The 15,165-nt window shown below is 51.3% G+C and carries 7 protein-coding genes; 2 read left to right on the plus strand and 5 right to left on the minus strand.

Going from position 1 to position 15,165, the window contains the following annotated elements; translation table 11 throughout:
* Positions 1-26: 26 nt before the first annotated feature.
* The gene (locus BMZ56_RS25805) at positions 27-2,948 is read left to right on the plus strand and encodes a sulfatase-like hydrolase/transferase (protein ID WP_218146422.1); all 2,922 of its coding nucleotides are present in this window, start codon (positions 27-29) and stop codon (positions 2,946-2,948) included.
* Positions 2,945-5,458, plus strand: coding sequence for a beta-galactosidase GalB (gene galB / locus BMZ56_RS01435; RefSeq protein ID WP_245893030.1), 2,514 nt, complete (start codon positions 2,945-2,947; stop codon positions 5,456-5,458). The genes BMZ56_RS25805 and galB overlap by 4 nt, the downstream gene beginning before the upstream one ends.
* Here galB and BMZ56_RS01440 read toward each other — a convergent pair.
* The 5 genes from BMZ56_RS01440 to BMZ56_RS01460 all read right to left on the minus strand — a co-directional run bounded on the left by BMZ56_RS01440 (position 5,431) and on the right by BMZ56_RS01460 (position 15,007).
* Positions 5,431-7,209: a glycoside hydrolase family 2 protein gene (locus BMZ56_RS01440; RefSeq protein ID WP_218146424.1), complete on the minus strand. Its 1,779-nt coding sequence runs from the start codon at positions 7,207-7,209 to the stop codon at positions 5,431-5,433. The two genes, galB and BMZ56_RS01440, sit on opposite strands and share 28 nt — an antisense overlap.
* A 13-nt stretch (positions 7,210-7,222) precedes the next feature.
* Positions 7,223-8,659: a sulfatase family protein gene (locus tag BMZ56_RS01445; protein WP_177194999.1), complete on the minus strand. Its 1,437-nt coding sequence runs from the start codon at positions 8,657-8,659 to the stop codon at positions 7,223-7,225.
* Between the two features lies 1 nt (position 8,660).
* A complete protein-coding gene (locus BMZ56_RS01450; protein ID WP_090623109.1) occupies positions 8,661-10,220 on the minus strand; it encodes a RagB/SusD family nutrient uptake outer membrane protein in 1,560 nt (519 codons plus the stop codon).
* A 103-nt stretch (positions 10,221-10,323) separates the two neighbouring features.
* A complete protein-coding gene (locus tag BMZ56_RS01455; protein WP_090623113.1) occupies positions 10,324-13,437 on the minus strand; it encodes a SusC/RagA family TonB-linked outer membrane protein in 3,114 nt (1,037 codons plus the stop codon).
* 202 nt (positions 13,438-13,639) lie between these two features.
* A complete protein-coding gene (locus BMZ56_RS01460; RefSeq protein ID WP_090623116.1) occupies positions 13,640-15,007 on the minus strand; it encodes a dipeptidase in 1,368 nt (455 codons plus the stop codon).
* Positions 15,008-15,165: the final 158 nt, after the last annotated feature.

Raw genomic sequence — 15,165 nt, forward strand, 5'->3', positions numbered from 1 at the left:
AACCATCGCTATCCTAATTCTTTATCATGAAATTTAAAATCGTTAAGCTACTCCTTCTGATATTTATTTTAATCCCCCTGTGTGATTACGCGCAAGATAAACAGCCCCGGCAACCGAATATCCTGTTTATTTTAGCCGATGACCTGGGATACCATGACCTCAGCTGTACGGGCAGTAGTTATTATGAAACGCCAAACATCGACCGTATTGCGCGGGAAGGGGCTGTTTTTGACGAGGGGTATTCAGCGTGCCAGGTCTGCAGTCCTTCAAGGGCGAGTATTATGACCGGGAAATCCCCCGCCCGACACGGTATCACAGACTATATCGGTGCTCCCCACGGCACGGATTGGCGTAAACAGAGAAGGCACAACCAATTGCTTCCGGCCTCCTACGATACGGCACTCCGCCATGCATACATTACGCTGCCGGAAGCCCTGAAAGCCGCGGGTTACAAGACGTTCTTTGCCGGAAAATGGCACCTGGGCGGCCGGGGATCGTGGCCGGAAGACCACGGCTTTGATATCAACCGGGGTGGCTGGGAAAAAGGAGGTCCCAGCGGCGGCTATTTCTCGCCCTGGGAAAACCCCAACCTGGAAAATACAGTGCCTGGCGAAAACCTATCCATGCGGCTGGCCGCAGAGACTGTCAAGTTCCTGAAAGAAAATAATCCGCAGGAAACCGGGCAACCCGTGTTTGCGTTCCTGTCATTCTATGCCGTGCATGGTCCGATACAGACCACCCGGAAAAAATGGGAAAAGTACCGGGACAAAGCTGATCGGAGTGGTATTGCACAGCAAGGCTTCAAAATGGAACATTTTCTTCCCATGCGGCAGGTTCAGGATAACCCGATATATGCAGGCTTGGTGGAAACAATGGATGATGCCGTCGGTGTGGTACTGCGTGCGCTCGATGAACAGGGATTGGCAGAGAATACCATCGTGGTCTTTACTTCGGACAATGGTGGTGTCTCGGCCGGTGATGCGTATTCAACCTCCAACCTACCCCTGCGCGGCGGTAAAGGATATCAGTTTGAGGGAGGAATCCGGGTACCCTACTTCATGAAGGTTCCCGGCCTGACGAAAGGCGGCGAAGTCTATCATACACCGGTTATCGGTACGGATTTTTATCCAACACTGCTGGATTTGGCCGGTGCCGGGTTGAAGCCGCAGGAACATGAGGATGGGGTGAGTCTATTGCCGTTGCTTGAAGGTAACAAGCTTTCCGAGCGACCCCTGATCTGGCATTACCCACATTATGGGAACCAGGGTGGAGAACCCTCCTCCATCATCCGCCAGGGGCCTTGGAAGCTTATCCACTACTATGAGGATGGGCGGGATGAATTGTATAAGCTGGATGCCGATCCGCGTGAGCTAACGGATGTGGCGAAGCATCATCGGCGGAAAGTAACGGAACTGCGCGCCACATTGGATGGATACCTGACGCGGACCGGCGCCCGTTACCCGCAGCCCGATCCCGCGTATGACGCGGATAAGGAGCGGCAATATTTGCAGCGGGTAATCACGGAAAAACTTCCCCAACTGGAAAGACAGCGTATGGAGTTCCTGTCACCTGAATTTGATCCCGGAAACAACTGGTGGGGCAGCGAGGTTACGGCAATGAATCCGAATGTCGTGATTATCCTGGCAGACGACCTCGGATACGGAGATGTGGGCTTCAATGGCTGTGAGGACATTCCCACGCCCAACATCGATCGCATCGCGCGGAATGGCGTGAAATTTACCGATGCATATGTCACCTATGCCGTATGCGGCCCGAGCCGCGCCGGATTGATTACCGGTAGGTATCAGGACCGCTTTGGTTTTGGAAGGAATCCGCTTTTGGCTCCCAACGACCCCGATATGGGACTTCCACTGTCTGAACAGACACTGGCAGACCTGTTAAAACCCGCCGGTTATCGTACGATGGCAATTGGAAAATGGCATTTGGGGTCCCACGCTTCTTTACATCCCAATAATCGGGGGTTTGATGATTTTTTTGGCTTCCTCAGCGGTGGGCATCATTATTTCCCCGAACAATGGACACTGAACAGTGAGTTTGATGCCCGGTCCCAATACGATGGGTACCGGACGAAACTTTTGCGGAATTCGGATGCCGTCGATGAATCCGAATACTTGACGGATGCATTGTCGAGAGAGGCTGTGCGCTTTGTCAAAGACAACGCCAGTACACCCTTTTTCCTGTACCTGGCCTACAATGCGCCGCACACACCGCTTCAGGCCACGTCCAAATACCTTGATAGGTTTACACACATTGCGGATGAAAAGCGGCGGACTTATGCAGCGATGGTGAGTGCGATGGACGACGGGATCGGGCAGGTACTCGATGAGCTGGACGCGTTGGGCATAACGGATCATACCATGGTTGTCTTTCTGTCGGACAACGGCGGTCCGGAAGCCGCGAATGCTTCGGACAACGGGCCACTGCGGGGAGGAAAGGGCAGCTTTTTTGACGGGGGATTGCGGGTGCCTTTTGCCATACAATGGCCGGATCACATCAGGCGTGGAACGGTTTGTCATTCTCCAGTTATCTCGCTGGATATCGCGGCTACGGTCGTCGCAACGATCGATCAGCCGCATCCGCCGAAAAACGAATTGGATGGTATCAATTTATTGCCCGTACTGAACAATGCTGATACCGCTCTACAAAACCGTCTGTTTTTCTGGCGCAATTTCGATAAAAAAATGCTTGCGTTGAGAAGTACAGATTTCAAGTTGGTCATGCAGGATGGCCACACTCCGTCGCTGTTCCGGATCGGGGACGATGTGGCTGAAAAAAATAACCTATTCACTGGGCACGCGTCCACGGTCGACGGTTTGCATAAGCAATGGCAAAAATGGGCATCGGAGCTGAAGGACCCTGCTTTTTTGGGGCTGCTGCAGGATAAAGAATACAGTGAACAGCGAAAAGATCGGTTTGGCCACCCATGAATAAGGCGAAGATGGGGAGCAAACGGATGCTATTGCTCGGTTTGGTGATGCTGTTGGCGGGCCCGGCCTCGTTGTCTGCGCAGGATACCACGGCGAGGGTTGTGAAGACATTACGTACGGACTGGCTTTTTATGAAAGGGGAGGTGCCTGATGGTGCACGCCTGGATTATGACGATAGTCACTGGGACCGGGTCGATGTACCCCATGATTGGGCGATTGTCGGGCCGTTTGATGAAGATCATGACAAACAGGAAGTCACGGTTATTGAAGACGGCGAACGGGTGCCCAGCATACGAACCGGCCGTACAGGAGGGCTTCCCTATATGGGAGTAGGCTGGTACCGCAAGCAGTTGTCTTTTTCCGGGACGGCGAGCGATAAACGGGTGTTCATTGAATTTGATGGAGCGATGAGCAACGCCAAGGTCTACCTGAATGGACAATGGGTCGGCGGGCGTCCTTACGGTTACTCATCTTTTGGGTTTGAGCTGACACCTTACATAAGGTGGGGCAGTACCAACGTGCTGGCGGTGAGGCTTGAGAACGAGCCGGAATCAGCCCGGTGGTACCCGGGCGCCGGACTGTACCGGGCCGTCAGGCTACTCGTGCTCAACCGTACCCATATCCCGCAATGGGGGGTGTGGGTGACCACACCGGAAATAACTCATCAGGAAGCGCTGGTTAATATCCGGACGGAAATCGCCACTAAGCCGCCCGTTCATGCTGCTATCCGGTTGGAAACCGATATCATCGACCCCTCGGGAAAGGTCGTCGCTTCGTTGAAAAAAAATCTTTTACCCGTTACCGGTGATACCGTGTCACAGCAACTGCGGCTAAAAGATCCCCGGTTCTGGTCTGCGGATAGCCCAAGGCTATATAAAGCGGTCTCCCGTATCAAAGCGGGAGATCAGACCCTCGATGTGATGGAAACCGTATTTGGTATCCGGACCATCCGGTTTACGGCAGACAGCGGGATGCTGGTCAATGGCCGTTGGGAAAAACTGAAGGGTGTCTGTCTGCACCATGATCTCGGAGCGCTGGGGGCGGCCTTCAATAAGTCGGCACTGAGACACCGCCTCACGTTGCTCAAGCAAATGGGATGCAATGCCATCCGGGGGGCGCATAATCCCCATGATCCCGCGATGCTTGAATTGTGCGATGAAATGGGTTTTTATTTCATTGATGAAGCATTTGATGAATGGAAGCTTCCGAAGACAGCAAACGGATACAGTAGGTGGTTTGACGAATGGGCCGAACGTGATTTAACGGATATGATCCGGCGCGACCGTAATCATCCCGCTTTAATTATGTATAGTATCGGCAATGAGGTGCGCGAGCAGCAACAGCCCGAAGGCTATCGTGTCGCCCGCTTTCTCACCGCGATCTGTCATCGCGAAGATCCGTATCGGCCGGTCACCGCAGGCTTCAACCAGTGGAAGCCGGCCATCGACAACGGGTTGGCCGATGAAGTGGACATACCCGGATTCAACTATAAGCCTGCTTTCTATGGTCGTATCCGGCAGCTCCAGCCCACCTGGCCCATCTATGGCAGCGAGACGGCTTCCACCGTCAGTTCCCGGGGAAGCTATCATTTCCCCGCTCAGCGTTTTTCAATGAAAGCTTGGGAAGATAACCAGTCTTCCGCTTATGATTTGGAACATTGCAGTTGGTCGCAATTGCCGGATGAGGAATGGAAGGCCTTGGAAGACCATCCCTTTGTGGCGGGAGAGTTTGTATGGACCGGCGTGGATTACCTTGGCGAGCCTACCCCCTATAACTGCCGTTGGCCAAGCAGGAGCTCCTATTTCGGTATCCTGGATTTGGCGGGCATCCCGAAAGATCGCTATTTTCTCTACAAAAGCCGATGGAGCGATCGTCCCACCCTACACGTGCTTCCGCATTGGACATGGCCGGAAAAACTGGGCGAGCACGTTCCGGTTTATGTCTACACCAACTATCCCGAAGCCGAATTGTTTGTCAATGGCAAAAGCCAGGGAAGAAAGCGGTTTGATCCCGGTGAATTGCTCGACCGCTACCGCTTGCGGTGGGAAGATGTGGTCTACCAACCCGGTGAACTGAAAGTAATTGCCTATGATGTGCAGGGAGAAATCGCGGATTCGGCGGTGACGGAAACGGCGGGGGCACCCTTCCGTTTGGTGCTCACAGCTGATAGGGACACCCTAACGACGGATGGCGATGACTTGATTTACGTTACGGTTGAAGTACAGGATCGACAGGGAAACCTGTGTCCCCGTGCGGATCATCTCGTTAATTTTTCCGTTGAGGGAAGTGGTTTTCTCCGGGCAGTGGATAATGGGAACCCCGCCAGCACCGAGGCTTTCCAAGCGCAATACCGCAACGCGTTCAACGGGAAATGCGTAGCCATTGTTCAAAGCAATGGGAAAACGGGTAAAGTTTTTATTCGTGCAGAAAGCCAGGGGCTTGTAGTTGGTGAACTTACAGTGGACTGCACGGCTAAAGAGCACTATAAACGCGAATGGGTGGAGAAGTAATCACGGATTATATACCATGCTTTCTTTTTCTCACCGTATTCGGACAACAATCCTTTCCGGTTCCATCCATTCTGGTACGTGCTGTGCATGCGCGTAGGGCTTCGGAAGTCAGCAAGTACCCAGGGACATACCCCGCGTAGCTGCAGATTCGAACGGAACATCCGGATGTTGTCTTCCATTACTTTCGCCTGGTATTCTTCTGTCCACGAACTGGCCGTATCAGCTGTGCCGTGATTGCCGTACACCGCCTCGGCGCCAAACTCGGAAATAATGAGCGGTTTCTTGTAGGTCGTTTCCCACCGGATATTTCCAGGCCCGGCAGGCCACGGGGTATACCAGCCCATGTATTTGTTTGCGGCCAGGAGGTCGAGGTCTTCGCTCAGGGGATCGTCAATGATGATTTTATTGCCTGAATACTTGAATTGGTCAAAGGCCGAAGCTATTAAACGCGTTGGATCCATTGTTCTCGAAAAGGAAGCCAGTTCACGCAGTACGCGATTCCGATCCGGTGCCGGCCGCGTTTCGTTGGACAGGCTCCAGATGATCACGCCACACCGGTTCTTATCACGCGTAATCATGTCCCGGAGCATGGCTTGTGCTTTTCCTGTAATTTCGGGGCTGGTGAAGTCGACACCCTGCCATATGGGAATTTCCTCCCAAACCATAAATCCCATTTCCTCTGCTTTGCGGATTAAGTATTCGTGCTGTGGATAGTGGGCCGTACGGATGAAATTGCACCCCAGTTCGCGGGCTTGCAGAAGCAGTTGCATCACATCGGCTTCCGAAGAAACCCGGCTTTTGCGTTGCGGAATCTCTTCATGGATACTGATTCCCTTCAGGAATACCGGTTCGCCGTTCAGCAGCAACTCGTCACCTTTTACGTCAATATTTCTGAATCCGATCTTTTCACGGATTTGATCGTGATCCGAGGTGATTTCTACCTGGTATAGCTTCGGATTTGAGGGCGACCAGCGTTCCACCCCCGCATGGAATGCGAAGGAGACATAACCATCCGCATCCGTACGGAATGTATGCCGGATGTTGGCGTCGGGGAGGGAAAGTGCGATGTTTTCACTCCCTTCATTGTCATTGAGCTGGAGCCAGCCCGCGATCGTATCTTGACTTCCTTTTTTTAACTGGATGAAATAATCGGCAATATAGCTCGCCGGCGTTGCAATCAGGCTGACATCCCGGGTAATGCCACCGTAGTTCCACCAGTCAAAGTTCAATGCGGGGATGCCGTCGGAAATCCGCCTATTGTCCACTTTGACGATAAGCTTATTGAGACCCTTGTTGGCATGGTCGGTAACCTCAAATTGGAAAGGCGTGAAGCCTCCTTCATGAACACCCAATAGCTGGCCATTCAGGTAAACTTTGGTGCGGTAGTTGGCCGCACCGAAGTGAATAAATAGCCGCTCGCCCGGCTTGGTGTCAAGATGAAGTTCCTTTTTATACCAGATGATGCCTTCATAGTATTCAAGGGTAGCGCGTTGCGAATTCCAGTCACCCGGTACCGTCAGCGTTTCATCGGCAAAACTATATTCATTGAAAGCGTTTTTGTTTTTCGGCGGCTCATCCAGGTAAATCCGCCGCTGTTCGCCCCGGTCGTACCAATCGACGATAGTCTGCCAATCACCGTTCAGGCTGATGGAGTTTCTGCCGGCAACGTTGGTCATGGTGGGTTGGGCGACGGTCAATAGGGGAAAGACGGGCCCCAAAGTAAGACCAAGCAATATAAATAGGTTGTTCATGTCATTTGTTTTCTCACGGTGTGGTAGCGGGTGCATTCTTAGGGTACACGAGCTTGATCGGCAGCGGGACAAAGTCCTGATAGCGTATCATCCATTTATTCAATGCCGCAAGGAGCTGCTGTTGCTGCATGGCAACGTTTTCCTTGCCGTACAGATTATCCAATTCATACGGGTCTTTTTCCAGATCGAATAATTCAAACATCGGGCGGGGTTGGGCGAAAATCAACCGTTGGAATACGGTATCCAATTTGTCCTCCTTATTCAGTGTGACCAGTTCTTTCCAAAAAGCTTGGCCGTTCATATCAACCGGAACATAAGGGAGAGCTGGTAGTACATTATAAATCAACTTATAGCGTTTTCCGGTAACGCTGCGCGAAAGGTCGAAAGCAGCAGTTGACGTGGGCAGCATGTCGGCGTGGGCACCCCTTTCTGCGAAGATATAGTCGTTGGGTGTGTAGTTTCCTCCAAGCAACAGCGGTTTGAAGCTCCTGCCCGACATGTTGGTATCGGGTGGCACACCGGCAATATCCAATACGGTCGGTGCGAGATCGGTACCCGAGAGAAGGTCGTTGCTCGCTGTGCCTTGTTTGACGCGGTCGCCCCAACACATGACGAGCGGCACGCGCAGGCCGGTTTGGTATAAGGTTCCCTTCCCGCGCAATAACGCCGCACCATTATCGCCCATAAAAATAATCAGCGTGTTGTCAGCTAGTCCGCGGTTTTTAAGCTCCTGTAACACGAGACCCACCCGCATGTCTAGCTGTTGGATTTCCCCATAATAGGCCGCTAGGTCCCTCCGCAGGTGTTGGGTGTCTGGATAGTCCGGTGGAAGTATCAAGCTTTCAGGTGCAGGGAGAAACTCAGAAGGTGCCGTGTACGGACGATGGGGGTTGCTATAGTTGATCCACAGAAAAAAAGGTTTGCCGTTGGGCACATCGTTGAGAAACGACTGCATGACAGCGAGGTTCTCTTCATCGGGACCGGTTTGAAGGAAATCAACCCGATGATGGAAGGTCCGCAGTTGAAACTCGTCGAAAACCGCTGCGGCTTCAGGCGACTGCCGGTCAGAGCCGTCCAGGTGATAACTCCTTCCCTGAATTCCGGTATAATATCCCGCTGACCGGAGCAACTCCGGAAACGTTACGATATCCGCTGGCAATGGCGCGGAAAAACGTGTCATTCGGATGTCAACGGGATCCCTGCCGGTCATTAGTGTTGCCCGCGACGGTACACACTGCGGGGCATTGGTATACATTCGTGTAAAACGTATACCCTTCCCGGCAATGGCATCGATATGGGGTGTATTGACATTCGGGTCGCCATAGCAACTCAGGTGCGGTGCGCTGTGGTCATCACTCAGTATGAACACGATGTTGGGGCGCTGTTCCTCCTGGCAGAATAATACTGCTGGAAACACTGCCAGCAGTATCGCAAAAAGCCACGTTTTCATCCTATTTCCAAGCATCGTGTTGTATCAAAGCCTTGTTGGCGTCCAGTTCGCTGAGCGGAATAGGGAAGGTTTCCGAACGCTTGTTTTGGTATCTTGGATTGTAACCATTCAGGTTGTCGGCGACCATGCGTTCATACGCTTCGCTCACCGCTCTCCAACGTATCAGGTCGAAAAACCGTAGTCCTTCAAAAGCAAATTCCACGCGGCGCTCGTGCCGTACGATTTCCCGTAGTTCGACTTGGGACAGGCCCGTACCCTCCGCTTCCTGTACGGTAGGCATCCCCACGCCCGGCCGTTGCCGCACCTGGTTGATGAGCGAATACACCTCCTCGGTGATCTGGTTATCTTCAATGAGCGCTTCGGCCCGCATGAGCAGCACGTCTGCATAACGAAGGAAATAGAAGTCTTGGCCTCCAACCCCTCCGGTGCTTGTGCCCAGATCGGACTTTTTCGTGCGGATGTATTTTTTCAACCCATAGCCGGTTACATTATTGCCTTTAAAGACGCTCCCCAGGTCGGTAATGAAGACGTCGTTTTTAAACCACACACTGGCCAACAAGCGCGGATCTCGGTTTGCTTTCGGATCGTTTGGATCGTAGCGGTCCGACTCCGTGATCGGCTTGCCATCTGTACAATAGAAATCATGTACCAGGTTGGGCATGGGTTGCTCATCAACCTTCGGCTGCGCGGTATACGTGGAAGAAAATGTTTCGTTGGTAGCGAAACCCGCTGCTTCCATGAACCTGACAGAGAAAACTACGTCTTTTGAGTTTTCCCCTGCTTCTGTAAACTGTGTTTCATAGGGAGAGTCCAGGTCATACTGGCCGAGGTTGATCACCTCCTGTGCAGCAGCTGCGCTTTTTTTCCACTCTCCGTCGAAAAGATACACCCGGGTCAATAAGCCGTAAGCGGCTCCTTTGGTCGCATGTCCGAAACGGTCTGCCGGTTGAGTAGGAGGGAGGAAAACGGTTGCCTGTTCAAGATCGGCAACGACCTGATCCAACAGTTCCCGGCGGGTGTTTTTTGCTACTTGGGCCGTCTCCAACGTCTGGAGTCCGGTAATCAATGGCGCATCCTCATAGTATACGGCGAGGTTGAAATAGAACAACGCCCTTAAAAATAGGGCTTGTCCCATGAAGTTATCTTTTGAGGTGGTATTCAGTTGGTCTTCCGTCATCCTGGGAAGGTTCGAGATCACCTGATTACTTCTTACGACACCCCGGTAGTTCGCGAGCCAAAAGGCTTCGAACATTCCAGCAGAAGAAGCAGAAATGTTACCTTCTACGTAACGCCCGGGGCCTTCGAATTTGTAGCCATTGTAGGAATTGTCCGTAAAATTATCATACATCGGAATGCCGGCATCGCCATTGAGGTTACCACTGTAAAGCTGCCTCGTTTGCAGCACGTCGTAAATGCCGTTTATGGCAAGCAATACGTCCTTTTCATTTTGCCAAAAATTATCGGAAGCCAGTTGGGTCAGCGAATGCCTATCCAGAAAGCTCTCCGAACATCCCGTCAATAAAAGGTGCAGGGCTAAGGTGACTATCGTTATTTTTTTCATCTGTATATAATTTGTTCTTAAAAGGTGATGAAGCTATCAGATTATTCATCCCACTATGTGGTCTGAAAATCATGATGGTTTCATATTAGTATTTTCGTTAGCGTTAAAAACTGAAATTAAGTCCTCCAGTTACAACTTTGTATAAGGGAGCATTTCTGACGGCGGTATTGGTGGCTGCACGTTCGGGGTCAAAATCTTCCATTTTAGTAAACGTAAGCAGATTCTGTCCGGAAACGAAAAGTCGGATGCCATTGACATGGATTTTGCGTAATAGTTTGTTTGGTAACGTGTAACCAAGTTCGATAGTTTTGAGTCGGAGATAGGAAGCATCTTTGACATAGAAGTTGGAGATCATCGCATTGTTGGCGCCGCCGATACGGGGCAGCGTAGTGCTCGGATTCTCCGGTGTCCACCGGTCCAGCCATAACGCCAGGGAGTTGCTCCGTTCGTCGTTGAAAGCTACCTGGCCGTTGCCGATCATGACGCGATCGACTTCAGCGATCCCTTGGAAAACGACCGTTAGGTCGATACCCCTGTAATTGAAATTGGCATTGAAACCGTATAGCCAAAGTGGGTAGGGATTGCCAATGACAGTACGGTCAAAAGCATCGATGACGCCATCAGGGGTACCGTCGGGACCACTCAGATCCGCATACCGGAAATCACCGGGACCGGTACGCGGGCTGCCAAACTGTACTGGAGCATTAGCTGCCTCATCTGCTGTCTGGAATATCCCCATTACCTGATAGCCATAGTAGGCTTGGTATGACTCCCCCTTACGGGTAAGGAAGTTGCCATCGATGGTCTGGACACCCGACCCTAGGCTGGTGACTTCGTTTTTGGCAAATTTGGTTACATTGGCCCCGATGGCATAGTTGAAGCCGCCCTTATTATCGGCATAATTGACATTCAATTCAATCCCCTTGTTTAGCATTTCGGCAGCATTTTGCGCGGCTAGGCTATTTACGCCCAGCGTACCCGGAATGGGGAAATTGGTGTAAAGAATATCGAAACTTTTCCGATTAAAATAATCCGCTTCAACATTCAGCCGGTTGCGGAAAAATGCAGCATCCAGCCCGATGTTATATTGTTCCGTAGTCTCCCAGCGGATCGTTGGATTAGCAAGGCTCGTAAGCGCAACGCCACCCATGACAGTGCCGTCACCCAGTATATAATCGAGACCCGCGTTATAAGTCTGGTCGTAGATATAGTTCCCGATCCCATTGTTACCTGTACGGCCCCAGCTTCCACGCAATTTGAGGTTCGATAGCGCCCCGGAAGACCCGCTGTTTTTCAGGAACGGTTCTTCGGATATCCGCCAACCCGCCGAAAAAGAGGGAAAGGTGCCATACCGGTTACCGGGTCCAAATTTGGAGGATCCATCCCGTCGTATATTGGCTTCAAACAGGTACCGTTCTTTGAAATTGTAGTTTATTCTGGCAAAGAACGACTGCAGGGCTTGCTCAGAGGCATTTCCTGAAACGGTGGGATTGGCAACACCGCCGCCATCAAATTCCTGCAGGGCGTCTGACGGGAAGTTCTGCAACGAGCCGCGGAAACCATCGTTCCGATCTAGGATCACCGAGTGCCCTAACATGAATTGCAGGTCATGGATATCCTGAAACTTGGTTTGGTACCTGAGAAGGTTTTCGTTCATGATTCGATAATGCTTGCTGAAGCTGTTGGAAAGGGAGTTCCGCTCGTTATAGCTGGCAATATTCCCTTCCGGATCCAGGCGTTGTACCGAAGGTTTAAAATCCGAGTCGTCGTAAAAGTCGAGGTTAAGGGTCACGGCACTTTCGAAGCTGAATCCCTTTACCCTCGCTTTTACGCTGAGACGGTCATTGATATTGTAGTCGTCCGAAATAAAGTCGCCTAACTCGCCCAGTTCCAGGGGCTGAAATTCAGTGCCGAAGGAAGGATTCACATTTTGATAGGCACCGTCACGGAAGCCGAACCCGCCGTGTTTAAAGTATGCAGGTATGGTAGGCGCATTCCTCCGGAATGAGTAGATGATGTTGCTAACTACATCGCTGCCGCCGCTGGGGCCTGTGAATTTGTTCAACGTTCCGTTGAAATTGTTGGCAACGGTGAGCCATTCTTTGAGCTCGGACTGTACATTTGCCCGGAAATTATAGCGTTCTGATTTGAATTTTCCCTGGATGATGGCACCTTGATTGAGGTAACCCATGGAAATCCGGTAAATCGTATTCTGGCTCCCACCGGATAAGGAGAGGTAGTGGTTTTGTATGGGCGCATCCTGCAATACTTCAGCGGCCCAGTCCGTGTTAGCAAACAGGTCGGGGTTTGATCCGTCACGAATTAGCTGCAACTGTTCTTCCGTATACCGTGGGTTGAAGGCCTTTCCATCGGCTTCATTTTTGTACTTCTCATTGATCAGTTCTGCATAATTAATAGCATCTAGGTATTTGGGAAGTATCGTGGGACGCTGGGACCCGACATAATTGTTGTATTCCACCCTGAATTTTGATGCCTGCCCTTGTTTGGTCGTGATGACAATGACACCGTTGGCTCCGCGTGCACCGTAAATAGCTCCCGCAGACGCATCTTTCAATACCGTGATGGATTCGATGTCGGCAGGCGCCAATCGATTGAACTCGGCTAACCCATCGAACTGCATCCCATCGATTACAACCAACGGCACCGAATTCCCGAATGTTCCCAGTCCGCGGATATTGATAGTCGAACCATCGGTTCCGGGCAGTCCATTGCCCTGCGTGAGTTGGACACCCGAAAAACGGCCATACATCAATTGGGCAGAATTACTCACCGGTGTGTTAACCACGCTATCCAGTTGCAGCGTTTGGACGGCACCTGTCAGGTTTACCTTTTTTTGCGTACCATAGCCGACTACCACGATTTCGTCTAGTTCCGTTTTGGAAACAGCTAGGGAGACGGTCAGATTTGTTTGGCCATTGATGGTCACATCTTTTGATTGGTAACCAACGAAAGAAAAGCGCAAGGTGCTTTGACGGCCCTTGACCGTCAAGGTGAAAGTGCCTCGGTTATCGGTTAGCATGGCATTGCTGGTTCCGATTTCTGTGACACTTACCCCTGCGAGGAGAGAATTGTCAGTGGCGTCGGTGACCGTTCCCCTGACCGTCACCTGTGAGTAAGCGACGCTTGTAAAAAGCAGAAGCAGCAATAGCGGAAATAGATTGCATAACTTCGTTATTGAAAGTGTAAATATACGCATAAGTATATAGATTAATTGGTTAATAATATGCGACAAAGGTAGGAATGGCGTAAAGTCGAGAGGGGGACAAGGGGGTCAATTATAGGGAACGTCGATTCAAATCGATCCGTTTGAATGCGCTGGAGGCGTATCAACGCAAATCGGGAAGGATCTCAGCATAATTTCAAAGATCCTTCCCGTCACTTGGAGTAAAGCAGCGTGATTAACTCAACTCCGCAAAATATTTATGAAACAGCGGGATTGTTTCAATCCCTTTGAAGTAATTGGCAATGTCGTACTTCTCATTGGGTGAATGTAGGTTGTCGCTGTCTAGGCCGAAACCCATGAGTACGGTTTTCAAACCCAGCTCATTTTCGAAAAGTGAAACGATGGGAATGCTTCCTCCTCCACGGGTTGGGATTGGTTTTTTTCCGAATGCCTCTTCGATGGCTTTTTCAGCAGCCCGGTAGGCAACACTGTCAGTCGGCGTGACCGCCGGGTGTCCCCCATGATGCGGTGTAACTTTCACAGTGACGTACGCTGGGGCGATACGTTCAAAATGCTTGGTAAAAAGCGCGGTGATTTTATCCGGATCCTGATTAGGTACCAGGCGCATGGATAGTTTGGCATTTGCTTTCGATGGCAGTACAGTCTTGGCGCCTTTGCCGATATATCCGCCCCAGATGCCGTTTACCTCCAGCGTAGGACGGATGCCTGTTCGCTCGATCGTTGTATATCCTTTTTCACCCCAAAGCGCGTTGATGCCCAGATCGGCTTTATATGCAGCTTCGTCGAAGGGGGCTTCGTTTAATGAGTTACGTTCCGCTTCGTTCAGCTCGACCACGTCGTCGTAAAAGCCGGGTATCGCGATGCGGTTGTTTTCGTCATGCAGTGAGGCGATTAGTTGGGCAAGGATTGTGACGGGATTGGCTACAGCTCCTCCATATACACCCGAATGCAAGTCCCGGTTCGGTCCGACAACTTCCACCTCCACATACGATAAACCGCGCAGGCCCGTTTCGAGGGAGGGAGTGTCCAGGCTGATCATGGCCGTGTCGGAGATGAGCACCACATCAGCAGCCAGACGCTCTTTATTGGCCTTCACGAATACACCCAGGTTATCGGATCCCACTTCTTCCTCTCCCTCAATCATGAATTTGACATTACACGCCAGCGTATTGGTGGCCTGCATTAATTCAAACGCCTTGATGTGCATGTAAAACTGCCCCTTGTCGTCACACGCCCCCCGGGCAAATATTTTGCCGTCGCGCACCGTGGGTTCAAAAGGTGGGGTTTCCCAAAGTTCCAATGGATCGGGCGGTTGCACGTCATAATGCCCATATACCAATACAGTTGGCTTGGCCGGATCGATGATTTTCTCCCCATATACGATGGGATGTCCCGCTGTGGAACATATTTCCACATTTTCCGCGCCTGCATCGGTTAATTTCTGTGCCACGTATTCCGCCGTGTGGCGTACGTCGTCACTATATGCAGAATCGGCGCTTACCGATGGAAAGCGAAGCAATTCAAATAGTTCATCCAAGAAGCGCTGTTGGTTGGCTTCCACGTAGTTTTTGATGGTTTTCATATGCGCTAAGGGCTTTGCTGCAAACTTAGCTAATTTGCCAAAGAAAGGCAAATTAGCAATCTCTCGCCTGCCTTTGAAAATAAGGTGTCAGGTGAAACTTAGCTAATTTGCCAAAGAAAGGCAAATTAGCGATCTCATCCAGGAGTATGCAGGGGCTT

This window comes from Parapedobacter indicus (assembly GCF_900113765.1).
Taxonomy (GTDB): domain Bacteria; phylum Bacteroidota; class Bacteroidia; order Sphingobacteriales; family Sphingobacteriaceae; genus Parapedobacter; species Parapedobacter indicus.